The 25,476-nt window shown below is 43.4% G+C and carries 25 protein-coding genes; 12 read left to right on the top strand and 13 right to left on the bottom strand.

Annotated elements, in window-relative coordinates; genetic code table 11:
- Positions 1 to 62: 62 nt before the first annotated feature.
- Complete coding sequence (locus ACLI09_RS05010) at positions 63 to 1,100, top strand: formimidoylglutamase (RefSeq protein WP_411418499.1); 1,038 nt, start codon at positions 63 to 65, stop codon at positions 1,098 to 1,100.
- A 21-nt stretch (positions 1,101 to 1,121) separates the two neighbouring features.
- On the opposite strand, the gene ACLI09_RS05005 is transcribed toward ACLI09_RS05010, so the two are convergent.
- The gene (locus ACLI09_RS05005) at positions 1,122 to 1,823 is read right to left on the bottom strand and encodes a hypothetical protein (protein ID WP_411418498.1); all 702 of its coding nucleotides are present in this window, start codon (positions 1,821 to 1,823) and stop codon (positions 1,122 to 1,124) included.
- A gap of 273 nt (positions 1,824 to 2,096) precedes the next feature.
- Here ACLI09_RS05005 and ACLI09_RS05000 point away from each other — a divergent pair, with 273 nt between their 5' ends.
- Together ACLI09_RS05000 and ACLI09_RS04995 are read left to right on the top strand one after the other, a co-directional pair.
- Positions 2,097 to 2,624, top strand: coding sequence for a helix-turn-helix domain-containing protein (locus ACLI09_RS05000; protein WP_411418497.1), 528 nt, complete (start codon positions 2,097 to 2,099; stop codon positions 2,622 to 2,624).
- Positions 2,625 to 2,648: 24 nt separating this feature from the next.
- Positions 2,649 to 3,095, top strand: coding sequence for a response regulator (locus tag ACLI09_RS04995; RefSeq protein WP_411418496.1), 447 nt, complete (start codon positions 2,649 to 2,651; stop codon positions 3,093 to 3,095).
- Between the two features lie 268 nt (positions 3,096 to 3,363).
- Here ACLI09_RS04995 and ACLI09_RS04990 read toward each other — a convergent pair whose 3' ends face one another.
- The 3 genes from ACLI09_RS04990 to rho all read right to left on the bottom strand — a co-directional run bounded on the left by ACLI09_RS04990 (position 3,364) and on the right by rho (position 11,080).
- Positions 3,364 to 5,823 carry a DUF4982 domain-containing protein gene (locus ACLI09_RS04990; RefSeq protein WP_411418495.1) on the bottom strand — a complete coding sequence of 820 codons (2,460 nt, stop codon included), beginning with the start codon at positions 5,821 to 5,823 and terminating at the stop codon, positions 3,364 to 3,366.
- Between the two features lie 32 nt (positions 5,824 to 5,855).
- Positions 5,856 to 8,951 carry a glycoside hydrolase family 2 TIM barrel-domain containing protein gene (locus ACLI09_RS04985; RefSeq protein WP_411418494.1) on the bottom strand — a complete coding sequence of 1,032 codons (3,096 nt, stop codon included), beginning with the start codon at positions 8,949 to 8,951 and terminating at the stop codon, positions 5,856 to 5,858.
- A 176-nt stretch (positions 8,952 to 9,127) separates the two neighbouring features.
- On the bottom strand, positions 9,128 to 11,080 hold the full coding sequence (gene rho, locus ACLI09_RS04980; protein WP_411418493.1) for a transcription termination factor Rho: 1,953 nt from the start codon (positions 11,078 to 11,080) through the stop codon (positions 9,128 to 9,130).
- 190 nt (positions 11,081 to 11,270) lie between these two features.
- Here rho and ACLI09_RS04975 point away from each other — a divergent pair, with 190 nt between their 5' ends.
- Positions 11,271 to 11,687, top strand: a complete 417-nt coding sequence (locus ACLI09_RS04975; protein ID WP_411418492.1) for a DUF4293 domain-containing protein — start codon at positions 11,271 to 11,273, stop codon at positions 11,685 to 11,687.
- Positions 11,688 to 11,989: 302 nt separating this feature from the next.
- Here the strand turns inward: ACLI09_RS04975 and ACLI09_RS04970 are convergent, their stop codons facing one another.
- Positions 11,990 to 12,985 carry a 2-hydroxyacid dehydrogenase gene (locus ACLI09_RS04970; RefSeq protein WP_411418491.1) on the bottom strand — a complete coding sequence of 332 codons (996 nt, stop codon included), beginning with the start codon at positions 12,983 to 12,985 and terminating at the stop codon, positions 11,990 to 11,992.
- Positions 12,986 to 13,104: 119 nt separating this feature from the next.
- Positions 13,105 to 13,602, bottom strand: coding sequence for a metallophosphoesterase family protein (locus tag ACLI09_RS04965; protein WP_411418490.1), 498 nt, complete (start codon positions 13,600 to 13,602; stop codon positions 13,105 to 13,107).
- A 92-nt stretch (positions 13,603 to 13,694) separates the two neighbouring features.
- Here ACLI09_RS04965 and ACLI09_RS04960 point away from each other — a divergent pair, with 92 nt between their 5' ends.
- A complete protein-coding gene (locus ACLI09_RS04960; protein WP_411418489.1) occupies positions 13,695 to 14,489 on the top strand; it encodes a HipA family kinase in 795 nt (264 codons plus the stop codon).
- Complete coding sequence (locus tag ACLI09_RS04955; RefSeq protein ID WP_411418488.1) at positions 14,467 to 14,850, top strand: DUF3037 domain-containing protein; 384 nt, start codon at positions 14,467 to 14,469, stop codon at positions 14,848 to 14,850. Before ACLI09_RS04960 ends, ACLI09_RS04955 begins: the two co-directional genes overlap by 23 nt.
- 190 nt (positions 14,851 to 15,040) lie before the next feature.
- Here ACLI09_RS04955 and yajC read toward each other — a convergent pair whose 3' ends face one another.
- The 4 genes from yajC to ACLI09_RS04935 form a co-directional block, all read right to left on the bottom strand.
- Positions 15,041 to 15,325 carry a preprotein translocase subunit YajC gene (gene yajC, locus ACLI09_RS04950; RefSeq protein ID WP_411418487.1) on the bottom strand — a complete coding sequence of 95 codons (285 nt, stop codon included), beginning with the start codon at positions 15,323 to 15,325 and terminating at the stop codon, positions 15,041 to 15,043.
- A 12-nt stretch (positions 15,326 to 15,337) separates the two neighbouring features.
- Positions 15,338 to 15,811, bottom strand: a complete 474-nt coding sequence (locus ACLI09_RS04945) for a DUF1573 domain-containing protein (protein WP_411418486.1) — start codon at positions 15,809 to 15,811, stop codon at positions 15,338 to 15,340.
- 22 nt (positions 15,812 to 15,833) lie between these two features.
- Positions 15,834 to 16,745 (bottom strand): transcription antitermination factor NusB, encoded by a 912-nt coding sequence (gene nusB / locus ACLI09_RS04940; protein WP_411418485.1) that lies wholly within the window; start codon positions 16,743 to 16,745, stop codon positions 15,834 to 15,836.
- 119 nt (positions 16,746 to 16,864) lie between these two features.
- Entirely contained in the window at positions 16,865 to 17,968 is a 1,104-nt protein-coding gene (locus tag ACLI09_RS04935; RefSeq protein WP_411418484.1) for a Glu/Leu/Phe/Val dehydrogenase dimerization domain-containing protein, read from the bottom strand.
- 194 nt (positions 17,969 to 18,162) lie between these two features.
- Here ACLI09_RS04935 and ACLI09_RS04930 point away from each other — a divergent pair, with 194 nt between their 5' ends.
- Positions 18,163 to 19,920 carry an ABC transporter ATP-binding protein gene (locus tag ACLI09_RS04930; RefSeq protein ID WP_411418483.1) on the top strand — a complete coding sequence of 586 codons (1,758 nt, stop codon included), beginning with the start codon at positions 18,163 to 18,165 and terminating at the stop codon, positions 19,918 to 19,920.
- A 69-nt stretch (positions 19,921 to 19,989) separates the two neighbouring features.
- Entirely contained in the window at positions 19,990 to 20,361 is a 372-nt protein-coding gene (locus tag ACLI09_RS04925) for a PUR family DNA/RNA-binding protein (protein ID WP_411418482.1), read from the top strand.
- A gap of 63 nt (positions 20,362 to 20,424) precedes the next feature.
- On the opposite strand, the gene ACLI09_RS04920 is transcribed toward ACLI09_RS04925, so the two are convergent.
- From ACLI09_RS04920 to ACLI09_RS04910, 3 genes are all read right to left on the bottom strand, one after another.
- Entirely contained in the window at positions 20,425 to 20,628 is a 204-nt protein-coding gene (locus tag ACLI09_RS04920; protein WP_411418481.1) for a hypothetical protein, read from the bottom strand.
- Positions 20,629 to 20,811: 183 nt separating this feature from the next.
- Positions 20,812 to 21,288: a hypothetical protein gene (locus tag ACLI09_RS04915; protein WP_411418480.1), complete on the bottom strand. Its 477-nt coding sequence runs from the start codon at positions 21,286 to 21,288 to the stop codon at positions 20,812 to 20,814.
- An 88-nt stretch (positions 21,289 to 21,376) separates the two neighbouring features.
- A complete protein-coding gene (locus ACLI09_RS04910; RefSeq protein WP_411418479.1) occupies positions 21,377 to 21,868 on the bottom strand; it encodes a DNA-deoxyinosine glycosylase in 492 nt (163 codons plus the stop codon).
- A gap of 167 nt (positions 21,869 to 22,035) precedes the next feature.
- Here ACLI09_RS04910 and ACLI09_RS04905 point away from each other — a divergent pair, with 167 nt between their 5' ends.
- From ACLI09_RS04905 to ACLI09_RS04890, 4 genes are all read left to right on the top strand, one after another.
- The gene (locus tag ACLI09_RS04905; protein ID WP_411418478.1) at positions 22,036 to 22,683 is read left to right on the top strand and encodes a ferritin-like domain-containing protein; all 648 of its coding nucleotides are present in this window, start codon (positions 22,036 to 22,038) and stop codon (positions 22,681 to 22,683) included.
- A 73-nt stretch (positions 22,684 to 22,756) separates the two neighbouring features.
- A complete protein-coding gene (locus ACLI09_RS04900) occupies positions 22,757 to 23,413 on the top strand; it encodes a DUF6766 family protein (protein WP_411418477.1) in 657 nt (218 codons plus the stop codon).
- Positions 23,414 to 23,437: 24 nt separating this feature from the next.
- Complete coding sequence (locus tag ACLI09_RS04895; RefSeq protein WP_411418476.1) at positions 23,438 to 24,595, top strand: zinc-dependent alcohol dehydrogenase; 1,158 nt, start codon at positions 23,438 to 23,440, stop codon at positions 24,593 to 24,595.
- Positions 24,596 to 24,685: 90 nt separating this feature from the next.
- Complete coding sequence (locus ACLI09_RS04890; protein ID WP_411418475.1) at positions 24,686 to 25,471, top strand: Ku protein; 786 nt, start codon at positions 24,686 to 24,688, stop codon at positions 25,469 to 25,471.
- The last annotated feature ends 5 nt before the right edge of the window (positions 25,472 to 25,476 follow it).

Genomic DNA, 25,476 nt, shown 5'->3' with positions numbered 1-25,476 from the left:
CGATTTTTCCCTTTTAACGAAAAATTAAAGAAAAGTGTTACTTTTGGTATAACAAACAAGCTATGAAAAATATTGTACCGTTTACGGCGGCAGACCTGTTAAAGTACACAAGGCAGCGCAGCGGCGAAATAAAATTTGGTGAGCGTATTCTTACAGTTCCTAAAGATACCGATGCTTTTGAGTTTTTAAAGGAAACCGAAGCGCAGTTTGTGCTTTTAGGCATACCTGAAGATATAGGCATACGGGCTAATTACGGCAAGGGTGGCGCGTCATTAGCGTGGCACTACGCGCTGCGGAGTATTTGCAACCTGCAGCACAACCGTTTTTGCAAAGGCAGCAGCGTGGTAATACTGGGGCACATTAATGTAGCAGCAGCCATGGAAAAGGCAAATATGCTGGATGCTAAAAGCGGCAACGGCCGGCGGGAGCTTTCTACCCTTGTTGAAGAAATAGATAAAGATGTATCGCATGTGGTATGCCGCATTATACAGGCAGGCAAAACCCCTGTTGTTATAGGCGGGGGGCACAACAACGCTTACGGCACCATTAAAGGTACCGCCCTGGCTAAGGTAAAACCGGTAAACGCGGTAAACTACGACAGCCGCGCACGCATGCGCATGCTGGAAGGCAGGCACAGCGGCAATGGTTTTCATTATGCGTTTGAAGAGGGTTTCCTTAAAAACTATTTTATATTTGGCCTGCACGAAAGCTATGCCAATAAAGGCATTATGGAAAACATAAAAAAGAATGCCGAGCGGATTCGCTATAATACCTATGAGCAGATAGCCGTAAGGCGCGAAAAACACTTTACCGAAGAAATGGCACTGGCCAAAGGCTTTGTAGCCGATGAGCCTTTTGGCATAGAAATAGACCTCTCGGCGCTGCCGCACATACCCTCTGATACCATGACGGCAAGCGGGTTTAGTGTGGAAAAGGCACGCCATTTTGTGCATTATTTCGGGCTTTGTAAAAACGCGGCCTACCTGCACATTTGTGAAGGCGCGCCGGAACTGGATTACCAAAATTACATACACCTTACCGGTAAGCTGATTGCCGCCCTGGTTTCAGATTTTATAAAAGCCCGCACGTTGAAGCCCTGACACCATACAAACAACTTATACTTAACTGTCTGACTTATTGGCGTGTGTATCATATAAAGCAGGTTCAGCATTTATAAGATACAGGAATTTAAACATACAGAAAGCTGCTACGGCGCCAAAGGTGTGCCATAAAAAGTGGGTTCCGGTGGGTAGCCATCCCCAGCCGTCGGCTACTCGAAAGGTAAGCGCTGCAACAAATGCTATAAGCGCGCAGCCCACCCATTTGCCATTTTTAAACCTGGTGTTTATAAGGTACCCTGCTACCGGAAACAGCACTATACTTGCCAGTATGGCATAGTTAATATTTATAAAGAGCTGCACATCGTCGTGCTGCTGTATATACTTTCTGGCAAACCACTGAAAAACCATATAGCATACCAGCAGCAAAGCGCCATAATACCATTTAGCTATTTTGAATAAAAAGTAAATGCCGGCCATTACACACAGCAGCATTATAGGCAGCCAGTCCATAATTATAAAAATATGCCATTGCCGCAGGCTGTGGTAAATTATCCCTCCTATACCGCCTATATATAGTAAGCCGGTGCAAATACTAAGAAATTTAAAATTAGCCGCCCTGCCCCACAGTTTAATGGTCCAATAAATAGCAATAGCAAGAAAAAAACAGGACGTTACCGCATTAAAAGGTTCCGGAAAAAGATAATGTAAATCGGTTTCAGCATAGCGCATTCCGCCATCAGGCGGTAACGGTAATTGTTGCATAGAAAGTTTTTTTATTACTAAAATTAGTACATATAGGTAACAATAACTCTGGTTTTAGCATAATATTATAAAATTATACGTTCTAAAAAAATTACTTAAAAAACAGTAAAACAATATGTTAAAAAAATTGGTTAGCGTAGTTGTTATAATATTATACATTGACGGGCCACAGTATTAATGATAAGTAAATTTTTGTATTTTTACTGCTTAAAGTTTTGTAGAACCCGTGTGTATAAATTAATGATGGAACTTTACATAAAGTATAACATTGACATGATGTGTAAAGTTCTGCTACAGCAGCAGCTTGATAAATTTAACATAGATTGTAAAGTAACAGAGCCGGGGTACGTGAAATTTAAAGAGAACATCCCTATGGAGACCTACCGTGCCTTTATCGATTCTCTAAAAGAATTTGGTATTGAGATTGTAGATAACCAAAAGAGCATACTGGTACAAAAAATTAAAAATACGATTATCGAAATGCTGTATTCTGATAAAGGTATGCAATCGTTAAAGATAAGTACGTTTCTTAGTGAGAAACTTGGAGAAAATTATCGCACGCTTTCGCAGGTTTTTTCCGAAGTTACTTTTATTTCGATAGAAAATTTCATTATTTTGCACAAGATTGAGCGCGTGAAGCAATTATTATTAACGGAAAACCTGTCGCTTACCGAAATTTCGTTCATGATGAACTATAGCAGCGTGGCTTACCTGTCGCAGCAGTTTAAAAATATTACCGGCGTTACGCCCACTGCCTTCCAAAAAATAATGAGGCAAAAACGTTACATTGATTCTAAATAATTTTTATAAACATCTAACAAATAAATGCGCCCAACACCACTACACATAATGCTTGCGGATGATGATGAGGATGACCGACTGTTTTTTAAGGAGGCATTTGAGGAAGTGAAAATAAGATACGACATCAGTACATTTAACGATGGGGAGCAACTGATGCACTATTTAAATGACGCGGGCAACCCGCTGCCTGATATTATATTCCTGGATCTTAACATGCCGCGAAAAAGCGGGATGGAATGCTTAAAGGAAATTCGCCGCGACGACAGGCTTAAAAGGATATCGGTAGCGATATACTCTACATCCTCGTCTGAACAGGATATTGAAGATACCTTTGTGGCAGGAGCTAATGTATACATCAAAAAGCCAAACGATTTTAATATGCTTAAAAAAGTACTGAGCGATGTAGTACATATAAACTGGCAGTATATAGTAGACGGCCTTAATAAAGATAGTTTTATACTAAGCCTTTAAACGCAAACAAGCAGATTATAATGAATCCCTTTACAGTTTTTGTAAAGGGATTTTTAGTTTACCTGATTTTGTACAATCACTCCTGTTAGTGCTGTGAAAATTTTTACCACAAAGACACTAAGATTTTCACAAAGCTCACAAGGGAAACCGCCATTAGCTAAGGAACACAAAGCTTTGTGTCCTTACGTACAGCTAATTAATTATGTCAAGCTTAGTGTACCTTGTGAATAAATCCTTGTGAACCTTGTGGTAAAATATTGATTTATAATCACTTTTCAGAATCAAGGTTCAAAACCCCTTTTTCGAGGCCATCCCCGGTTATTTCCAGCTGTATTACACCGGCTTTATCAGCAGATTGTACTAAAACTACCAGTTTACCGCTAAAGAGCTTCATAGTAGGCTCATGAAATATCTCGAGCGAAGTAGCATCACCATTGCAGGCAGCCCTATATGTACCCGCGCCGGTTACTTTAAAATTTAGCCGGTTAGTAGCCGTGGGGCACGGTATACCGTCTTTATCAACTACTGATACCGTTACAAAACACAGGTCCTCGCCGTTAGCCGTTAAGGTTTCCCTGTCCGGGTTTAAAACCAGGTGGTGGGGCGTGCCTGCCGTTTTTACTTCCTTTTCGGCTACGGCTTTGCCATCTTTATCAAAGGCTACCACTTTTACGGTACCGGGTTCATACTTTGTATCCATCCACATAAGGCGGTAGCGGTTCTGCGGTGTGACCTTACTCTTTTTCTGTATGCCCTGGCTCTTACCGTTTATAAAGAGTTCGGCGCTGTCATAATTTGTATATACAAAAACCGGTGTGGTTTGCCCCTCGCGGCCTTCCCAGTTCCAGTGCGGCAGTAGGTGCAGGGTTTCATCCTTAGTGTTCCAGCGGCTCCTGTACAGGTAAAACCTGTCCTTTGGGATGCCTGCCAAATCGGCTATGCCAAAATACGAACTGCGCGACGGCCATCTTTCATCATACGGCGTTGGTTCGCCCAGGTAATCAAACCCGGTCCACACAAACTCGCCTATAACCCAGTCTTTATCATCCTGAAGCACAAAATCATCATCAGGTACATTGCTCCAGTTACAGGCCTCAAGGTCGTAAGACGATGTTTGGTTATCGTCATACTTTTTATCCTTAGCCTTTACCACGGGGAATTTATAAATACCACGCGAACTTATTGTTGATGCTGTTTCAGAACCCAGTATAAACCCCTGTGGGAAAGCCTTATGCGCTTCTTCATATAAAGGGAGCCTGTAATTAAGCCCCGGAATATCGAGCAGCGCGCCAAAGCCACTCTCCATGGTGTTCTGTACCTGGTCCATACCCACAGTTACCGGGCGTGTAGGGTCTTCCCTATGGAAAATATCCTGTAAAAATTTAGCCCGTTTCAACCCCTCAGCGCCATACTGGTCTGGTACCTCGTTGCCCGCGCTCCACATTACTATGCAGGGGTGGTTGCGCGTAGCCCGAACCAGGTTTACAACATCCTTCTCGGCATACTCTGCAAAAAAGCGGTTGTAGCCATTCTCTACCTTTGGCTTTGCCCATTCGTCAAAACTTTCAGCAAGGAACATAAAGCCCATTTCGTCGGCCAGTTCCAGCTGCTCCATCGAGGGCATATTGTGTGAGCTGCGTATAGCATTACAGCCCAGGTCTTTTAATATTTGCATCTGCCTGCGCAGGGCTGCTTTGTTCACCGCAGCGCCCAGCGGCCCCAGGTCGTGGTGCAGGCATACACCCTTAAACTTGGTCACCTTGCCATTAAGGCTAAAGCCGCTACCCGCCTCGTATTTTATCTCACGTATACCAAATTTTGTAGTTTCCTCATCTTTTAAAACACCGCCTGCATACAATTGTGTAACCGCTGTATATAAGTACGGTGTTTCAGGGCTCCAGAGGTTGGGCTCCGGCACTACTATATTTTGCTCAAAGCTGTTGCCTATTGCATCGCTTGTATGTGTTGCCACCACTTTACCTGTAGCGTCAAGTATTTTTGTATCTAAAAAAATGCCATTGCCTGTAGCCGTGGTTTTAATGTTTATGGTTGCGGCATTGCTGGCAATGGTGGGAGTAGTAATATAGGTACTCCACTGCTCAAAACTTTCTTCATTTTTTATAATGATGTTTACTTTTCGGTAAAGTCCTGCTCCGGGATACCAACGTGACGAAAACTCTTTGTTGGAAAGCTGCACCGCAAGCACGTTTTGCTGCCCCGGCTTTAAATCTTTAGTAATATCTATGTAGAAGTAAGCATAGCCGTAGGCCCACTCCCCTACTTTTTTACCGTTAAGGTATACCTGCGGTTCACTCATGGCGCCTTCAAAAACAAGCAGCGCTTTTTTACCTGCTTTAAACTCGGGGAGCGTAAAGGTTTTACGGTACCAGCCTGTGCCTATGTGCGGCAATGCACCTGTACGTCCTGTTTTTTCGGTGGCTTCGGTTTCGCCATTTTGCGTAATGGCTACACTTTGCATGTCCCATTTTTTGTCGAATGGCCCGTAAATAGCCCAGTCGTGCGGCACGGTTACGGCCTCCCACCCGGAATCGTTAAAACCGGTTTGCCAGGCATTTTCATTTTGCCCTTTAGAAAACTTCCAGCCATTTTTAAGCTGTACCGTTTGCCTGGGAGACGAGGTGTTGGATGTTGACGAACAGCCTCCCAATATAAAAACGGACATCAGTAATACTATATAAAGGCGCGTGTAAGCGGTTGCGATTTTCATCGGTAAAATATTTTTCATTATGTGAAGCCTGCTTACCCGTTATTCAGGCTAAGCGTATAGCTGTAGATATAAATGTCGGCGGAAAGCCTGTATTGTTCGTGCGGTAGTGCGCCCCAGCTGTTATCGCCGCCCACGCCGCGCTGCGCCATATCTACCATAAGGTATACTTTATCTTCCGGGTGCACATCGTTAGTATGCGTCTGGCTTTTTTTGATACCCGCGTCCAGGCTTTCTGCACTTACATTAAGCGCGCTGAAACTAAGCGGCTGCGCCCCGGTTATGGTAAGGCCCGTGCCCACGCCATTGGTTAGCTTTATCCAGCGGGCATCGGTTTTGTTTCCGCATTCCTGCGGGCGTATATAGCCCCACGTAAACTGGTTTGCCACCTTATCTTTATATGTACCCATAAACGAAGAGAAATTGCGGTCGCTGTAGTTTTCCCATGGGCCACGGCCGTAATACTGCAGGTTTCCATAAGCGCCCGGCAGTGTCATGCGCATACCAAAGCGTGGCAGCTCCGGCAGTGTTGTACCTGTTTTGTCTATACGTGCGGTTACTTTAATATCCCCGTCGTTTTGTATAAGATATGTTACCATATACGGAACGTTAGCGCTGTTAAGCAGGTATTTTACATCTATGGCAATACCTTCGGCTGTTTTTTTGCCTACTGTAACTTTTTCTACTTTAGGGTTACTGTGCGCATCTTTCCATACCCTAAGCTTTTCCTGGCTTTTGCTGCCATAATCGTTATCCGTGGGCGCACGCCAAAAGTAAGGCGTGGGGAAACCATTCAGGGGTTCGGTTGTATCGCCATTTCTTTTATAGCTTGTGAGCACCCCTTTTGCCAAATCAAAGCTCCCTGAAACACCGTTTGCGGTAAAGGTAAGAGTACTACCTTTTTGCTTATAGCTTAGCTTACCCTCATCAGGGGTTTGGGCTGAAAAGAAATCGCCGTTGCCCAGCTTAAACTCTGCACGCGCTTGCTCATGGCCCGCCGGAACCAGATCAGTTGCCGTTTTAGTATATGCATAGACACTAAGGTAATATTCGCTGTTGTCTGCCGTATCCAGCGTAAGCGGAATTTTAGTCTCCTTGCCCGGCACCGTATTGGCTGTAAAATTACCCTCCTGGAATTTTATGCCGTCGCGCAGCAATATCCACTTAAAAGTGAAGGCATCAAGATTAGTATACTGGTAGTTGTTTTTTACAATGACAGCATTGTCTTTAAAATCAAAACTAATATCCTGGTATACCTGTTTTACCTCAAAAAGGCCCGGGTGCGGTATGCGGTTTGCATTAACCAACCCGTTGGCACAAAAATTTTCATCGTTATACAGGTCTTTACCACCAAGGTCGCCGCCATAGGCTAAAAATTCTACACCGTTAGCATCATGGGTGGTCATGCCCTGGTCTACCCAATCCCATATACAGCCGCCCTGCATTTTAGGGCTGGTGGCTATAATATCAAAATATTCTTTAAAGTTGCCGTTACTATTGCCCATGGCATGGCTGTATTCGCACATGATGAACGGCCTTTTTTTGTCGCTTGCGGCATAGGCTTTCATGTACTGTATGGCAGGATACATGGGCGCTACAATATCGGTATCGGTATTTTCCATGGCCTGCTCAAACATAACCGGGCGTAATGGGTCGGTTTGTTTCAGCCACTTATAAGCATCATAAAATACCGGCCCGTTACCGCATTCGTTACCCATACTCCATATAATTACAGAGGGGTGGTTTTTATTAATGGCTACCATACGGCCTATCCTGTCAAGGTGAGCGGCCGCCCACTGCGGCTGATAGGCAGGGTGCACTAATTTAGATTCATCTGATATGTAGCTTTCCGCGCCAAAACCGTGGCTTTCTATATTGGCCTCATCTACAACAAAAAAGCCATACTTATCGCAAAGCTCATAAAAATAAGGCTCATGCGGGTAGTGGCACATCCGTATGGTGTTGATGTTGTTTTGCTTCATCAGGGCAAGGTCCTTTATCATTAGCTCACGGTTTGGAACGTGGCCGTTAATGGGGTCATGCTCATGGATGTTAACGCCTTTTACCATTATTGCCTTACCGTTTACCATAAGCTGGGCATCTTTTATCTCTACCTTGCGGAAGCCTGTATAGCCCGAAACGAACTCATTCCCGCCTTTTTCTCCCTGCCATCCAATGGTATAGCGGTACAGGTTAGGAGTTTCGGGGCTCCATTTTTGCACGTACTTAAGGGTAGTGGTAAAATTAAGCCTGCTAACTTCCGTGTCAATTTTTTTAGTTTCACTATAAACCTCTTTTCCAGCCGGATCAAGCAATGAAAACGTTAACTTGGTTGCAGGATGGATTTTTATATATTTTTTTATATCTACTACAGCGTTAAAAATACCATTTTCATAGGCATCATCAAGATTTGATGTAATAGTATAATCCCAAACCGTGACCAATGGCAGCGCCTGCATCCACACATCGCGCTCTATGCCTGTGAGGCGCCAAAAATCCTGGTCTTCAAGGTACGACCCATCATGCCAGCGGAATACCTGCACGGCCAGCAAATTTTCCCCCTTTTGTAAAAAATTTGTAATATCAAACTCCGCCGGGGTTTTACTGGCTTTGGTCATGCCAACTTCTTTCCCGTTAAGGAAAACACGCGCATAGCCGGTTATGGAGCCAAAATGCAGTATTATTTCCCTGCCGTCCCAGTTGGCCGGCACGGTAAAGGTTTTACGGTAGCTGCCCACGGGGTTGTATTTACCATCTATAAACGGTGGATTTTTAGGGAAAGGGTATACCATATTGGTATATATTGGAATGTCATATCCCTGCATTTCCCAGTTGCTGGGCACCGGCATTTCTTTCCAGTTGCGATCATCAAAGTTTGGGATAAAAAAATCCTGAGGCCGTTCTGCCGGGGTTTTTACTACGTTAAACTTCCAGATTCCGTTAAGGCTTTTGTAGTAGGGAGAAGCTTCAGGGTTTTGTGCAAGGGCAGTTTCTTTGCTGTTATAAACTATAAATTTTTCGTGCCCCGGCAGTTTATTCCGGTCTAATAGCTGCGGCTTTTCCCACTCGTTTTGCTGGGCTGATACTAATTGTGTTGCTAATAAGGCAAACAACAAGCTGATTTTGTACATAGATGATGGTTATGTGAAATGATAGAGTAAAATAAAGCAAACGATTTAGTTAATGCAAATTATTATATTACAATATTTCTAACCGGGTTAAATTAGCATAAAAAAAGGCATAAAAAAACAGGGGCCGCTTTTATACTGCCCCTGTTTTATACGTATGTTTTTTCAGCTTACGGCTATTAATCGTTCATGCTCATTAAAAAATCAGCATTGTTGCGGGTTTTCCTGAAACGGTCGTTTATAAAATCCATAGCCTCTACAGGGTTCATGTCAGCAAGGTATTTACGCATTATCCACATGCGCTGTATGGTTTTTTCGTCAAGGAGCAGGTCATCACGGCGCGTGCTCGAAGAGGTAAGGTCGATAGCAGGGAAAATACGCCTGTTAGCAATCTTACGGTCAAGCTGTAACTCCATGTTACCGGTACCTTTAAATTCTTCAAAAATAACCTCATCCATTTTAGAGCCGGTTTCGGTAAGTGCCGTAGCAATAATACTAAGCGAACCGCCGCCCTCAATATTTCGGGCCGCCCCAAAGAAACGTTTTGGTTTTTGAAGCGCATTAGCGTCTACACCACCACTCAGTACTTTACCCGATGCAGGCTGCACCGTGTTGTAAGCCCTGGCGAGGCGGGTTATAGAGTCAAGTAATATTACCACATCGTGGCCGCACTCTACAAGGCGCTTGGCTTTTTCAAGCACTATATTGGCCACTTTTACGTGGCGGTCTGCAGGCTCGTCAAAAGTTGAGGCAATAACCTCTCCCCTTACACTGCGCTGCATATCGGTAACTTCTTCCGGCCTTTCGTCTATCAGCAGTACAATAAGGTACACTTCAGGGTGGTTAGCCGCTATAGAGTTAGCTATATCTTTAAGGAGCATTGTTTTACCCGTTTTAGGCTGGGCTACAATCATGCCCCTCTGCCCCTTGCCTATTGGCGAAAACAAATCGATAATCCGGGTAGATATGGTACTTTGCTTATCGGCAAGGTTAAATTTTTCTTCGGGAAACAGGGGTGTAAGGTGTTCAAACGAAACCCTGTCGCGCACTACCTGCGGGTCGTGGCCGTTTATTTTAAGCACACGCACCAGAGGGAAGTATTTTTCACCTTCCTTAGGCGGGCGTACCACACCTTTTACGGTATCGCCGGTTTTTAGGCCAAAAAGGCGTATCTGCGAGTTTGAAAGGTAAATATCATCCGGAGAAGCCAGGTAATTATAATCAGACGAACGCAGGAAACCGTAGCCATCAGGCATCATTTCCAGTACGCCTTCGCTTTCTATAATACCGTCAAATTCATAATCCGCTTCGCGATAGTTAGGTTCCTTTTGCTGTTTAGGTTCAGCGGGTTCCCTGGTTTCTTTTTGTACTCTCGGTTCCCTCAGGTCTTTTTGAGGGCCGGCTTTACTAGGCTGCTCGTCTGCATTCGCGTTTAGTTCAGCCATTCGTTTTTTATAGCTTGGGTGGTTAGGGTTGTTAGCGTTTGCACGCTCTATCTGGGCACGGCGCTCTTCTTCCGTCATGGGCGGGCGGGCCGGTTTTGGCTTGTTATCCGTAAGGGGTTGTGGCCTCCTGTCTTCTTTTTGTATTATATTTCGGGCGGCAGGGGCTTTTATAATTTGCTCAGTTACCTCATTAGCCGGGGCTAATGGTTGCGTAGGGGTTGCCTGAACCTTGGGCGTGGCAGTTTCCTGGGCAACTTCGCTTTTTACAGCATCTTGTTGTTTTGTTATTACCGTTTTCTTTTTAGGAACAGCTACTGCGTCATCCGTGGCAGCGGCTTCATCTGCGGCAATGGCGGCTACATCTTCAGGGGCTGCTTCCGCCCGGGCGGGTTCATCCTTAAATGGGTTTACCGGGCGGCCGTTTTTTGGCTTTTCAGTTTTTGCTATGCGTGCCCTTTTAGCTTTCGGGGCGGCTTCCGCATCATCAGCGGCCTGGGCTACTGTAGCTTCAGTTTCTGTGGGTTCAAACAGGGTTATTGCCTGCGCAGGGTTAGCTGCCTGGTGGTCGAGTATCTGGTAAATAAGCTCGTCTTTTTTAAACCCCCTGAATTTACTAACCTTCGCTTTCTTCGCGATCTCCTGAAGCTCGGGCAGCTTCATTTCTTTTAATTCAGAAATATCAAACATGTATACTTATATAGTTAATTAGGCTAATTCAAAAAATGCAGTAAGGGAAAAATGTGGAATTTTTTGGTAACCATACTTTCGCAGTATGAAGTACTTGCGGTTTTGTAGTGCAATAATACAAATAAATTTTTACTATACAATAGTATTTTTTTAAAAAGAAAACATAATTTTGTGCTGCAATTAAGTACTGATGATACAGAGAATACAAAGCATATACCTGTTACTGGCTGTTATTTCAAGTGGTATACTGCCCGCTTTTTTACCCCTGTATACGCTTAGAAATGGCGAAGAGGTAACGGTATACAGCAACCTGGCCTATGTGTTTCTGTTTGCTTTTAGTGCCGTATTAAGCATTATGAGCATTTTTAGTTATAAGAAAAGAAAAAACCAGTTTGTTTTTGGCAGGCTGAACATAATTTTGAATTTTATTTTATTGGGTTTATTTATATACCGGTCGTTAAATGTATCCGGAGAGGCCTATACAGAGGTTTCTGAGAAGGGTATTGGGATGGCTCTCCCTCTTGTTTCTATCGTTTTATTAAGCCTTGCAAACAGGGCTATCAGGAAGGATGAAAATCTCGTAAAATCTGCCGACCGGCTGAGATAAACCTTTTAACTTAGTTTATTAGTGCGTAAAAATCCGGGTTGCCACCCGGATTTTTTTTATACGGCTATTTATCTGATTATAGTACTAAAAACTAAAACGCCCCATGAGCCGGGTAGCCCTGGAGCGTTTTATAAACCAATCAACAAAAAAAACATTATCAAAAAATTCTACGTGTAATACCTGTATCTGTATGTACTCTCTTAAGGATTACATGGCAAATATACGCTGCTTATTGAGCACTAATATTCATTTTTAGACGATTAGCAAAAGTATGGCGATGAATGGCAGGTATCTTGCGGTACTTATACTAACACCACAGCGGCGGCTGGCTCCGTGCCATTTAAAAAATGATAAATGCTGCCCAAAGTTATCTGGGCAATTTCGCTAAGCGCCTCTTCGGTAAAAAACGCCTGGTGCGCGGTTACCAGCACATTAGGGAAACTCATAAGGCGTTGTATGGTATCGTCTTCAATAATATTTTCTGAAAGGTCGCGAAAAAACAGTTTTTCCTCCTGCTCATATACGTCAATGCCCAGCGCGCCCACCTGCCTGTTTTTAAGCCCGTCTATAATATCGGTTGTGCACACCAGCCCTCCCCTGCTGGTGTTTATAAGCACCACGCCTTTTTTCATTTTAGATAACGTAGCGGCATTTATCATATAATGGTTGTCCGGCGTTAGCGGGCAGTGCAGCGATACAATATCAGCCTGCTCAAATAACGTATCTAAAGCCGTATACGTTACCCCGCCCTGTTGTAAATCATCATGCGGGTAAATATCATAGGCAATAACACTGCACCCAAAGCCCAGCATTATTTTACAGAACGCCTTGCCTATCTTGCCGGTACCTATTACCCCCACCGTTTTTCCGTGCAGGTTAAATCCCAGCAGCCCGGTAAGCGAAAAATTTTGTTCGCGCACCCTGTTGTATGCTTTGTGGGTTTTGCGGTTAAGTGTGAGGAGCATGGCAACAGCATGTTCTGCAACAGCCTCCGGCGAATAAGCCGGTACGCGGCATACCCGTATGCCGTATTTTTTAGCCGCATCAAGGTCTACATTGTTAAAACCTGCGCAGCGCAGGGCTATAAGCTTTACCCCCTTTGCCGCGAGTACCTCAATTACCGGCGCGGTAAGCTTATCGTTTACAAATACACATACTGCAAAAACATCTGCTATCGCATTTATTATATGAGGGCCCAGGTGGGTTTCATAATATTGTATAACAACATCGCTATTGATATTGAACCGGTCGAAGAAAACCCTGTCGTAAGGTTTTGCTGAAAAAAAAGCTACTTTCATTTGGTATCATTATTTTTCACGAATTTAATTATTCATGAAACAACCTTTTATGATTTTTGTCACCTGTAATAAAACCATTGCTGTTGTTAGCTGCAATGTAGCCTTTTATTTTCCTTAAGCTATAGCTTTTTAGCCATTTCTACCACTTCAAGGTTCTGAATTTTATCGCCGTCAATATCAAAACGCAGCATGCTACGCACCTGCTGAAAACCGTGCGTGCCCGCCGCGCCGGGGTTCATGTGCAGCAGGCCCAGCTTTTGGTCGTACTGTACTTTTAGGATGTGCGAGTGTCCGCAGATAAACAGCTTGGGCGGGTTCATCTGCAACTCCTGCCGTATGGCCGGGCTGTATTTTCCGGGATAGCCTCCTATATGGGTTATCCATACGTCTACCCCTTCGCACATAAACCGGTTATGAAGCGGAAACTCCAGCCGGGCCTTAGCATCATCTATATTGCCGTACACTGCCCTCAGGGGTTTTAAAGCCTTTATGGCATCGGTTACGCTTAGGTCGCCTATGTCGCCGGCATGCCAAACTTCATCGGCAAGACGGGCATATTTTAATATGGTATCGTCAATATAACTATGGGTATCTGATAGTAGGAGTATTTTTGTCATACGCAAATTTAATCACTCTTTTATAAAAGTGAAACTAAGCGCATCTTTAAATCCAAAACCGTAAATTTACATTTCAATTTTGGAGTTCATTTATGGAAAATATCCCCACCTTGCGCACCGTTACCGTTACGCGCTATATAACGCCGCTACGGGAAGGCGGCTCACTACCGGCCCTGGCCGAGGCAGACGACGATTTTAACTATGTACTTAAATTTAAGGGCGCTGGGCATGGCACCAAAGCGCTGATAGCCGAACTGCTGGGTGGCGAAATTGCCCGCGCGCTGGGCCTGCCCGTACCGGAGCTGGTGTATGCCCACCTTGATGAAGCCTTTGGCCGTACCGAAGCCGATGAGGAAATACAGGACCTGCTGCAACACAGCCAGGGGCTTAACCTGGCCCTGCATTACCTGAGCGGCGCCATAAACTTTGACCCTGTGGTTACCACGGTAGCGCCTAAGCTTGCCTCACAAATTGTGTGGCTGGATGCCTATACCACTAATGTAGACCGCACCTTCCGCAATACCAATATGCTGATGTGGCATAAAGAACTGTGGCTGATAGACCACGGCGCTTCATTCTATTTTCACCACTCGTTTACTGAGCCGGAGAAACACGCATTAGTGCCTTTTACCCTGGTTAAAGACCATGTACTGCTGCCACAAGCCACATTGCTGGAAGAAGTGGATGCCGAATTTAAAGCACTGCTTACCGAAGAAAAGATACGCGCTATAGTGGCCCTGTTGCCCGATGAGTGGCTGCAATGGGAAGGCATGGAACAAACCCCGCAGCAAATACGAGAAGTGTATATCAAGTTCCTAATGCTGCGATTAAACAATTCTGATATTTTTATAAAACAGGCACAACATGCAAGAGAGGCACTTATATGAGTATGCAGTACTTCGCGTAGTGCCCAGGGTAGAACGTGAAGAATTTGTAAATGTGGGGGTAATAGTATTTTGCAAGCCCAGGCGTTTTGTAAAAGTGCTGTTTGAAATAAATGCTGCCAAAATACTTTGCCTGGATAAGGATGCCGACCTTTACCAGATTACAAAAAACATAGAATCATTCGCGCGGATAGCACACGGCGCTAAAGATGGCGGCCCCATAGCCCAGCTTGAAACAGCCGAGCGGTTCCGGTGGCTTACGGCAGTGCGCAGTTCGGTTATTCAAACCTCGCGGCCCCACCCCGGCTTGTGTTTTGAGCCTGAAGAAAAGGTTGCACAACTTTTCAGGGAGTTGGTGTTGTGAAGTTTATTTTTTTACCACAAAGGCACAAAGATTTCACCAAGAACACAAAGCTGGATGTTATAAAAGCCAGTCCAAAGAGACACAAAGCTTTGTGTTCTTTCGCAAAACGGTTTTCATAGTGCACCTTGTGAAATCTTTGTGCCTTTGTGGTAGAAAAAACACAAAAAATCCCGCAACTGCGGGATTTTTTTTATTTTGTTACGGCAGGTGCGTTAAGCTTTTGCGTAAGCTCCGGCGATATTGCCGCACGCTCAAACTTTATTTTACCGGCCATTGTTTCTATAACAACGCTGCCTTCTGCAAGTTCGGCTATCCTTCCGTGTATCCCACTTTTAGTAATAACCCTGTCGCCTACTTTAAGCGCGCTTTCAAATTCTTTTTCCTGTTTGGCTTTCTTTTGCTGGGGGCGTATCATGAAAAAGTAAAATACTACTATCATTAACCCCAGCATAATTGGCGTTTGTAATTCTCCCATTATGTGTGTTTATTAGTGTGAGGCAGGCACTGCGCCTATACCGTCGGTTTTAATATTGGCTTTAAAGCTCACTGTTTCACTGCCTTTTTCGGTGTTTAGTGTTAGCGTTACCGTTTTAGAAACTTCGCCGCTTTTTCCTGCTGAGTTAAATACTACGTGTACTTCACCATCTTTACCAGGCGCTACCGGATCTTTAGTCCAGTCTGGTACAGTACAGCCACAGCTTGCCTTAGCATCAGAAATTATAAGGTCGGCCGTACCTTCATTAGTAAATTTAAACGTGTGCTCTACTTTGTCTCCCTGCTTGATGGTACCAAAGTCAAATTCAGGCTCGGCAAACTTTATTACCGGCATTTTCCCGGCATCAGCGTGCGCTATTTCTGCTTTTTTAGCAGTTTCATCATCAATGCTTAGTGCCGCATTTTCTTTGCAAGATGCCAGTAGTAACGATGCCATGGCTATAATGGCCCATGATTTTTTTATCATAACTTTAAAATCTTAATTTGTTTTACATTAATCCCCTGCCGGCTTTTACCATCCTGTTAGACAGCTGGTATTCCTTTACAAGGTTATCTAATATTCCGTTGATAAATATACTGCTTTTTGGGGTACTATACTCCTTCGCTATTTCAAGATATTCATTTATGGTAACCTTAACGGGTATAGATGGGAACTTAAGGAACTCACATATTGCCATTTTCAGGATTATAGTATCTATCTCTGCTATACGATCGGTATCCCAGTTAGGCGTTTTATCAATAAACTCTTTAGCCAGCTCGGCATCATTAAGCACTGTTTTGCGAAACAGGTCGCGCACAAAGTCCTTATCATCGGCATCCTTATATACCTTAGGTACAAAAAAAGCATCGCGCCCTTCTGCCGTAATGGCCCTGAGCTGTTTACTTATAAGGGTATTAACCAGTGGAATATCATCTACAAAGGTAAGCCTATAATCTTCCAGGTAATCATACAGCTTTTCGTTTGGCGCTATCACTTCATCAAACAGGTCTGCAATAAAAGTACGGTCCCGCTCATAATCAGTTTCACGGGTTTGCATATACGCACTGTAAATGTCGCTGCTTTTTACAGCGTCCAGAAGCAGTAATATATAGTCGTCGTTCTGCTTCCAGTTATTTATTTTGCGGTCAGCAAGCCCTATACTCAGCGCGTTGCTTTCATCAAGCAGCTTAAGCACCGCGTTTTCGGTAAACTTGCGGTTTGGGTTGCGGTCTTCGGCGGTAGCCAGGTGTTTTTTCTGCGATTTTTCTATAAAGTCCTCTTCAGCCTTCTTTAATTCAACAAGCGCCGACACTACTATAAGGTAGAGGTCGCGGATGTTTTCTATACTGTGGAAAAGGAATTTTTCTTCCTTATCCATGTTGTCTGAATTATTTTGGTGCATGGCATAAATGCTCTGCATTACCTTAACACGAATATGTCTCCTGTTTAACATCCGGAAATAAGAACTTTAAAAAATTATAAGGGCGAAAGTGGTTTACTTTCGCCCGCAAAATTAAGAATAATATTTTTTTGCGCTAATTATTTCGCTATTTCTTTTTTTCTGTCATCAATGCGCCTTTGCGCTATCCTCATAGCAGCTTCATTTGTAGTGATGCCGTTAGCTTCGGCTTCATAAAAAATCTCCAGCGTGGTGTTGTATATGTTTTCGGTACGCTTAAGCCCTTCCTCTTTACCGTAACCCGCTATTTCGCCATATACATTTATAATACCGCCAGCATTTATAAGGAAATCAGGTGCATATGCAATACCCTTTTCCATCAGCAACCTGCCGTGCACATTTTCTACAGCCAGCTGGTTGTTTGCCGCACCGGCTATTACCTTAGCTTTTATCTTATTGATAGTAGTATCGTTTATTGTAGCACCCAGGGCACATGGTGAATAAATATCTACCTCGGCACTATAAAGGTCGTCTCCGGTAAATATACCCACGCCATATTTAGCGGCCACATCGGCCATGCGCTGTTCATTAATATCGCTTATCTGTAGTAGCGCGCCTTCTTTAACAAGGTAGCTGATAAGGGTTTCGCCCACATGGCCGGTACCCTGTACCAGTATTTTTTTGCCGGCCAGGTTAGCCGAGCCAAAGCGGTGCATTGCAGCCGCCTTCATACCCATATATACACCGTAAGCGGTTACCGGGCTTGGGTTGCCTGAGCCGCCCCTGCTTTCTGATATCCCGGTTACATAAGGGGTAACATCGCGTATAAGGTCCATATCTGCGGTTGTGGTGCCCACGTCCTCAGCTGTAATATAGTTGCCGCTTAGAGAGTTAACAAACTTGCCAAATCGTGTAATAAGCTCAGGGGTTTTATCTGTCTGGGCATTGCCAATTATAACAGCTTTACCGCCACCCAGGTTTAAGCCCGATATGGCCGATTTATAGGTCATTCCCCTTGAAAGCCTCAATACGTCATTAAGCGCCTCACCTTCGTTAGTATAATTCCACATACGGGTTCCGCCAAGCGCAGGCCCCAAAACTGTGTTGTGTATGCCTATTATTGCTTTTAAACCAGTATCTTTGTCGTGGCAAAAAACAACCTGTTCATGATTGTTGAAGGATGGCTGCCCAAATACCGGGGCAATTTTAGAAAGTTCATCAGGGGTAACAACTTCTGCTATCATAATGTATTTTTTAAATTTGAATAATAATTCAAAAACCCGGTACAAATTTAAACATTTTATTATTAAAAGCTGATTAGATAGGTAATTTTTGTGGTTTATTCAATTTTAAGTACTATATTATTACAATACGTTATAAAATATCCAATAAATTTTAACACCACGTTTAAGGTTTAGTAACCTTACGCTAAGAAAGAATGAAAGAATTACAATACCTGAATAAATATTTCGCCAAATATAAATTTCAATTCCTTTTAGGCATAATTATTACTGTTGCCTCACAATTGTTCTCACTTTTTACACCCACTGAAATTGGCGATTCAGTTACTGCAATTGAAAAGTATACCAAAGGGGAAATGAGCGCGGATGGCGTAAAGGACGTTTTGTTTACAAGCATCATGATTATACTGGGCGCAACGCTCTTAAAGGGGATCCTTACCTTTTTTATGAGGCAAACCTTAATTGTAATGTCGCGCCACATAGAGTTTGACCTAAAAAATGATATTTTCAGGCATTACGAAAACCTGTCGCAAAGCTTTTATAAGCGCAACCGCACCGGCGACCTTATGAACCGCATAAGCGAAGACGTAAATAAAGTACGGCAGTATGTAGGCCCTGCAATAATGTATGCCTTAAACATGCTCATACTCTTTATAGTAATACTTACGCAAATGATATTAATATCGCCCAAGCTAACGCTATATACGGTAGTGCCATTGCCACTGCTTGCTTACAGCATATTTTGGGTAAGTAAAGAAATAAACCGCCGCAGTACCCTTACCCAGCAAAACCTGTCGCGACTTTCTACCTTTAGCCAGGAAATGTTTAGCGGTATACGTGTTACAAAAGCGTATGCCCTTGAAGGCCAGAAAGAAGCCGGGTTTACAGCCCTGTCGCGCGAAAATAAGAAAATGAACATGAGCCTGGCATTCGTTAATGCCCTCTTTGGCCCGCTTATGGTACTGTTAATAGGCATAAGCAACCTGGTGGTTATACTGGTGGGTGGCAATATGTATGTAAATGGCACCATAGCCGATATAGGCACCATAGCCGAGTTTATACTCTACATAAACATGCTTACCTGGCCGGTGGCCTCGCTGGGGTGGATATCGGGTATGGTGCAGGAAGCCGAAGCATCGCAAAAACGTATTAATGAGTTTTTAAAAACCGAGCCGGATATACAGAACAGCGCTGCCGGACACACCGCCGTACTGGGCAATATAGCTTTTGAAAATGTAAGCTTTACTTATGAGGATACTAATATCGAGGCTTTAAAAAATGTATCATTTAGCTTAAACAAGGGCCAAACCCTGGCTATACTGGGGCGTACGGGTTCGGGTAAAAGCACCCTGCTAAGCCTTATAAGCCGGCTGTATGATGCAACATCCGGAACGATAAAAATTGATGGCGAAAATGTAAAAGATGTAAACCTGTATGACCTGCGAAACAGTATAGGCTTTGTACCCCAGGACGCATTTTTGTTTAGCGACAGCATAAAAAACAACATCCGCTTTGGCAAAGAAGACGCTACTGATGATGAGGTTGTAACCGTATCTAAAAAGGCGGCTGTGCACCATAATATAGAGGGCTTTACCCACCAGTATGAAACCATACTGGGAGAGAGGGGCATAACCCTATCCGGAGGGCAAAAACAACGGGTATCTATAGCGCGGGCCATGATAAAAAACGCACCTATACTGCTGCTGGACGACTGCCTTAGCGCAGTAGATACCGAAACCGAGGAAACGATACTAAACAACCTGCGCGATTTTTGCAGGGATAAAACTACTATTATTGTGAGCCACAGGGTGTCATCGGCTAAAAACGCCGACACTATTTTAGTGCTGGAAGACGGTAAAATAACCGAATCAGGCACTCATAATCAGTTGATAGCGCACAACGGATACTATAAAGAATTATATATGTTACAGCTTGCTGAAAAAGAAATGCTGTAAATTGTTGTTTTATTAAGATTTTTTTTGGATTTTTGATTGCTACATAAACCATTAAAAGTACATAGGATTATGAGGGAACATGACATGCTTGAAAAGGAAGAAATCTTTTCTAAAGTTTTAAGGGCTGGGAGAAGGACATACTTCTTTGATGTAAGGGCTACAAAGGCCGACGATTACTACATAACTATTACCGAAAGTAAAAAGTTTACCGAGGATGACGGGTCATTCCACTTTAAAAAGCACAAAATTTACCTATACAAGGAAGACTTTATTTCTTTTAAGGAAATTCTGGACGAAATGACCGATTTTGTACTCACCCACAAAGGGGAAGAAGTAATATCTGAAAGGCACCAGAAAGATTTCAGGAAACTTTTTGGTGAAAGGCCTGAAACGGCAGAAGTAGCCGAAAACTTTACCGACATTAATTTTGATGATATATAGCCTTTAAGGTAAAACATAAAAAGCCCGGATAGTTATTTTATCCGGGCTTTTTATGTTTACTTTTCAGGATATCCTGTACCGGTGGTGCACCCTCGAAACTTCGGGAAGGTTTAGCAATATACCTACTGTACTTATCGCTAAAAGCAATACCATAAGACCCAGGTATATAATGTTATCTAAAGTGTTAAGGTCAGGAAAATCTGCGGTTAATGTAACTATTGTTACAACCAGGGCTAAGACTGATAGAATAAGGCTAAAAAGTTTCATATTCCTTTGCGTTTTTTTATGGTGTAATTACCTACGTAAAAAAGGAATTTTCAGTTTCCTTTTTGTTATGCTTTATTTTTCATCAAAAAAATAGTTAAGGGCAATAGTAAAGTTACATTTTTCTACCATGCTAAAGATATGAAAAAAAATGTAATGCAATGTTAATTTACTGGTTAATAAATATCAAGATTTTGTTTTATAAACTCTGGTCATGGTAAACAGCTTAGTAAAATATGCATCAAGGCATGCAAGGTCAGCCCCTGCGGTTGCAGGCAAGCGTTCGCTGCCATATTTATCAATATAAAAGGCTTCTGCCCTTCCCCCGCCCTTTCCTGTAAAAACAATATCGGTAACGGTTATACGGTATTTGCTTTCAGATAATTCAATTTCAAAATTAAAATTGTATTCACGCTCCAATATTTTAGATGTATCGCCGCATGAGCTGCTAAGGCCGGTAGCTTTACCTTTATATATATTTCCTTCAGTACCGGTTATGGCAAGTTTTGTGTGCGTTGCCACTACTGCCGGGATATTAGTTTCCTGGCTGATTATAACGCTCTCCCAAATTAATTTACCGTTTAAAACGGCAAAATTATTGCCCTGTGATAACACCGAAAGGGTATAGAACACACAAACAAGTAGTAGTATTGTTTTTTTCATGTGGATTGTTGTTTAACTCTGGTTGCCAAATATAATATTTATTGCCAAATGATAGCACGCATTTTCTTACAACACATTACATAAATTGTTATAAGATTTTTATTCCTAAAATATGCTCTTTCCAGATTTCAAGCTTTTTATTATAGGGCATACTGGCGTTAGCGCCGCTTGGCGAAGGCAACGCTATATAGGTTATACCGGGTTTGCGCCCTACATATTTATCATAATAAGCGGCGGCATTCTTGCTTGAAAAAAACACCGTTGTAATATTTGGATGCTGCCTGTAAAACGCGTCAAAATCATTAGGTATTTCATTCTTAATATTACTGTCCAGGCTGCCTTCACGCTCGCAGTATTGCAGCACATCCCACAGTGCAATGTTGTTTTTTTTAAGCAGGCGAAGCTTTTCAGGATATACCGGGTTTAGCGGTTCATTAAATACCGCAAACATAATACGCCAGAACTGGTTGCCCCTGTTACCATAATATTCCTGTAGTTGCAACGATTTTTCACCCGGCATTGTACCCAGTATAAGCACAGTACTTTTGTAATCCGCAACCGGCTCAAAGGCTTTTTTCATAAGTTATCTTAATTAATAAGGGTTATTATAGGTAATGTATTACACTGGTAGTTAAACTATTGTTACAGGGTTTATATTTAAGATTTCGTTAGGAACGGCACGTAGGCGATATTGCTAATTTTGATTAACACTGATAAAGAAACATACCTTATCAAAAAAAACATTATATGAAAACAGCAACAAAATCACCTGCAAAACCAGCCGCTGCTAAAACTACGGCAACAAAAACTACAGCTTCAAAAGCTGCAACTGCTACAAAATCTACACCGGGCACCTCAAGAGGCAAAGTTAAAGCAAAATCTACAGCCGCAGAAGGACTGGCAGAATTGTTTGAAGACAGCCTGAAAGATATTTACTGGGCAGAGAAGGCGCTTACCAAAGCATTGCCTAAAATGGCTAAAAATGCCACTAACCAAAACCTTATCGACGGCCTTACCAGCCACCTTTCTGAAACAGAAGAGCAAATAGCAAGGCTGGAGCAGGTATTTGAAATTATAGGTAAAAAAGCGGTAGCCAAAAAATGTGAAGCTATGGATGGCCTGATTAAAGAAGGACAGGACATTATGGAAAGCACCGAAGTGGGCGCCGTGCGCGATGCAGGAATTATAGCCGCGAGCCAAAAAGTTGAGCACTATGAAATTGCCACTTACGGCACACTGGTTGCCTTTGCAAAAACACTGGGCATGGATGATGTAGCTAATATACTGCACGTTACCCTTGAAGAAGAAAAAGCAGCAGACTTATCACTAACAGAGGCCGCCTACAACACCATTAACTTTGACGCTGCCGAGGCAGATGATAGTGAAGTTGAGTAAAGTAATCGGCAGCATTGTTGAAAGACGGGGCTTTTATTGAAGCCCCGTTTTTTGTCTATAACCACAAAAAAGTATGAAAAGTTTTATTAAAAATAACGCACTTTCTCTATCCTTCTTTGTAATATTCCTGTTTTCATTAGTAGCGCAAATATACTTTGGGAAGGAAGAATATAATCGTGAGCTAGCCGAAAATAATGCAGTTTCCGTTGATCTTAAGAGCTATCTTACGTCAGGTCATTTTGTAGAATCAACATTTGAAAACTGGGAAAGCGAATTCCTTCAAATGGGCATGTTTGTGCTGATGACGATTTCACTGATGCAGAAAGGCTCTTCAGAATCTAAAAAATTTGACGGGACTGATGAAGTAGACCGCGAACCCGACCCAAATAAAAAAGACGCGCCCTGGCCTGTGAAACAAGGTGGGGCCATCCTTTGGCTGTACAAGCAATCGCTTACCATTGCCTTCTTTTTATTATTCCTTATTTCATTTGTGCTGCATTTTTATGGCAGCCTTGATGATGCCAATACCGGGAACGCCCTTAAGGGTGAACCGATGCAAACCGCCGGGCAGTACATAACTGATTCCAGGTTTTGGTTTGAGTCGTTCCAGAACTGGCAAAGCGAGTTTCTTTCCATTTTTGCTATGATTGTACTTTCTATTTACCTCAGGCAAAAAGGCTCGCCACAATCTAAACCTGTTGATGCGTCACACAATGAAACGGGAGAGTAATTATTAAACCACAAAACAATTTATATGAAAGCACTTGTATTTCACAAACCTAAAGACGTTAGGGTAGACACTGTTGACGACCCCACAATTGAAGACAACAGGGATGTAATTTTAAAGGTAACGTCTACCGCTATTTGCGGAAGCGACCTGCACATTTATAACGGCCTTTTCCCGCAGCCTAAACCCCTGGTTTTGGGCCATGAATTTATGGGGATTGTTGAAGAGGTGGGCAGCGGTATTACCAACCTTAAAGTGGGCGACCGCGTGGTGGTGCCTTTCCCTATCTCGTGCGGGCAGTGCCATTTTTGCAGCATGAGCCTGCCTACACACTGCGAAAACTCTAACCCCGAAAATTATGGGCCTGAAGGCGAAATGCTTAAGGGCAAGGGTGGCGCACTTTTTGGCTATACCGACCTCTATGGAGGATACAGCGGCGGACAGGCAGAGTACGTTCGGGTACCTTATGCCGATTATGGCCCGCGTAAAGTGCCGGATATCCTTACCGACGAGCAGGCGCTTTTCCTTACCGATATTTTCCCTACCGGCTGGAGCGGTATCGACTGGGCCGGGCTTAAGGGCGGTGAAACTGTGGTGATATGGGGCGCAGGGCCCGTGGGTATCATGGCAGCAAAGTCGGCATGGCTTAAGGGTGCCGGCAGGGTAATATGCGTAGATATACAGGATTACAGGCTTGCCATGGCAAAAAGGGCCGCCAACGTAGAAACCATTAATTATGATGATGGCGATGCTGTAGAAAAAATACGCAGTATGACCGGAGGCTATGGAGCCGACGTTTGTGTAGATGCCGTAGGCATGGAAGCAGACCGCAGTATATGGACTAAAGCGCTGAACAAAATTCAGGGCGAAATAGGAACGATGCGTGTGCTGGAGCGCTGCCTTGATGCCGTGCGCCGTGGCGGTGTGGTTACGGTACTGGGGGTATATGGCTCTCCTTATGACAACTTCCCACTGCACCAGTGGTTTGACAAAGGCATACAAATAAAAGGCGGGCAGGCTCCCGTGCATAACTATATAGACCACCTTATCGAGCTGGTGGCTACCGGAAAAGTGGTACTTGATGATATTATTACACACAAGGTACCGCTTACCGACGCGGCAAAAATGTATGACATTTTTAATAATAAAGAAGATAACTGTGTGAAAGTAGTATTAAAACCTTAGCACGCAGGCAGTAGTATTAGTAATTTTAAAGAGCGGTTCTGTATGGGGCCGCTTTTTTGGCGATTGCCCTAACGTAAACAAACCTTAATTATGAAAGCCATCTGGAAAGGGAGCATAAGCTTCGGGCTGGTAAACATCCCCATAAAATTATACAGCGGCACCCAAAGCCACCGCATAGAGCTGGATATGGTGCGCCAAAAAGACAAGTGCCAGATACAGTATGTGCGCGTATGCAAAAAAGACGGTAAAGAAGTGCCGTGGGAAGATATTGCCAAGGGCTACCGCAAAGAAAATGGCGATTATATCATTATCGATAAAAGTGATTTTGAGAAAATTGCACCGGAAAAAACGCAGACCATAGATATTTTTGAATTTATAAAAGAAGAAGAAATTCCCTCTAAATTTCTTGAAAAACCCTATATTATAGAGCCTGAAAAGTCAGCCAAAAAAGTATATGCCCTGCTTAGGGATGCGCTTAAAAAATCAGGGAAAGTAGGCCTGTGCAAATTTGTAATGCGCACCACCCAGCACCTGGGTATCCTTAAGGTTGAGGAAGACGCGATACTGCTGATACAGATACGCTTTAACGACGAACTGCGCGACCCTGATGAGGCCGGGCTTATCCCTAAGGATATTACTATTTCTAAAAAGGAACTGGATATGGCCATGAGCATTATTGACCAGCTTACGGATACCTTTGACCCCGAAAAATATAAGGACACGTATAAAGACGACCTTATAAAAATGATAAAGGCAAAAGCCAAAACAAAAGACGGTGAAAAACCGGCTCCCGCACCGCGGAAACGGAAAACCGCCGCTGCCAAAGACGACCTGCTGGACCAGCTTAAGGCCAGCCTTGCCGCAATTAAAAATTAAGCGCC

Origin of the sequence: Flavobacterium sp. RHBU_24, assembly GCF_046613695.1 — a bacterium.
In the GTDB taxonomy this organism is placed as follows: domain Bacteria; phylum Bacteroidota; class Bacteroidia; order Flavobacteriales; family Flavobacteriaceae; genus Flavobacterium.
This window is presented reverse-complemented; position numbering and strand designations above follow the sequence as displayed.

Coding starts and splice junctions, on each gene's coding strand:
- ACLI09_RS04890 (WP_411418475.1), top strand. CDS start 24,686: ATGAAAGCCATCTGGAAAGGGAGCATAAGCTTCGGGCTGGTAAACATC.
- ACLI09_RS04905 (WP_411418478.1), top strand. CDS start 22,036: ATGAAAACAGCAACAAAATCACCTGCAAAACCAGCCGCTGCTAAAACT.
- ACLI09_RS04900 (WP_411418477.1), top strand. CDS start 22,757: ATGAAAAGTTTTATTAAAAATAACGCACTTTCTCTATCCTTCTTTGTA.
- ACLI09_RS04910 (WP_411418479.1), bottom strand. CDS start 21,868: ATGAAAAAAGCCTTTGAGCCGGTTGCGGATTACAAAAGTACTGTGCTT.
- ACLI09_RS04935 (WP_411418484.1), bottom strand. CDS start 17,968: ATGATAGCAGAAGTTGTTACCCCTGATGAACTTTCTAAAATTGCCCCG.
- ACLI09_RS04965 (WP_411418490.1), bottom strand. CDS start 13,602: ATGACAAAAATACTCCTACTATCAGATACCCATAGTTATATTGACGAT.
- ACLI09_RS04955 (WP_411418488.1), top strand. CDS start 14,467: ATGCAAGAGAGGCACTTATATGAGTATGCAGTACTTCGCGTAGTGCCC.
- ACLI09_RS05005 (WP_411418498.1), bottom strand. CDS start 1,823: ATGCAACAATTACCGTTACCGCCTGATGGCGGAATGCGCTATGCTGAA.
- ACLI09_RS04930 (WP_411418483.1), top strand. CDS start 18,163: ATGAAAGAATTACAATACCTGAATAAATATTTCGCCAAATATAAATTT.
- ACLI09_RS05000 (WP_411418497.1), top strand. CDS start 2,097: ATGATGTGTAAAGTTCTGCTACAGCAGCAGCTTGATAAATTTAACATA.
- ACLI09_RS04925 (WP_411418482.1), top strand. CDS start 19,990: ATGAGGGAACATGACATGCTTGAAAAGGAAGAAATCTTTTCTAAAGTT.
- ACLI09_RS04995 (WP_411418496.1), top strand. CDS start 2,649: ATGCGCCCAACACCACTACACATAATGCTTGCGGATGATGATGAGGAT.
- ACLI09_RS04970 (WP_411418491.1), bottom strand. CDS start 12,985: ATGAAAGTAGCTTTTTTTTCAGCAAAACCTTACGACAGGGTTTTCTTC.
- nusB (WP_411418485.1), bottom strand. CDS start 16,745: ATGCAGAGCATTTATGCCATGCACCAAAATAATTCAGACAACATGGAT.
- ACLI09_RS04945 (WP_411418486.1), bottom strand. CDS start 15,811: ATGATAAAAAAATCATGGGCCATTATAGCCATGGCATCGTTACTACTG.
- ACLI09_RS04985 (WP_411418494.1), bottom strand. CDS start 8,951: ATGTACAAAATCAGCTTGTTGTTTGCCTTATTAGCAACACAATTAGTA.
- ACLI09_RS04975 (WP_411418492.1), top strand. CDS start 11,271: ATGATACAGAGAATACAAAGCATATACCTGTTACTGGCTGTTATTTCA.
- yajC (WP_411418487.1), bottom strand. CDS start 15,325: ATGGGAGAATTACAAACGCCAATTATGCTGGGGTTAATGATAGTAGTA.
- ACLI09_RS04960 (WP_411418489.1), top strand. CDS start 13,695: ATGGAAAATATCCCCACCTTGCGCACCGTTACCGTTACGCGCTATATA.
- ACLI09_RS04915 (WP_411418480.1), bottom strand. CDS start 21,288: ATGAAAAAAACAATACTACTACTTGTTTGTGTGTTCTATACCCTTTCG.
- ACLI09_RS04990 (WP_411418495.1), bottom strand. CDS start 5,823: ATGAAAATCGCAACCGCTTACACGCGCCTTTATATAGTATTACTGATG.
- ACLI09_RS04920 (WP_411418481.1), bottom strand. CDS start 20,628: ATGAAACTTTTTAGCCTTATTCTATCAGTCTTAGCCCTGGTTGTAACA.
- rho (WP_411418493.1), bottom strand. CDS start 11,080: ATGTTTGATATTTCTGAATTAAAAGAAATGAAGCTGCCCGAGCTTCAG.
- ACLI09_RS04895 (WP_411418476.1), top strand. CDS start 23,438: ATGAAAGCACTTGTATTTCACAAACCTAAAGACGTTAGGGTAGACACT.
- ACLI09_RS05010 (WP_411418499.1), top strand. CDS start 63: ATGAAAAATATTGTACCGTTTACGGCGGCAGACCTGTTAAAGTACACA.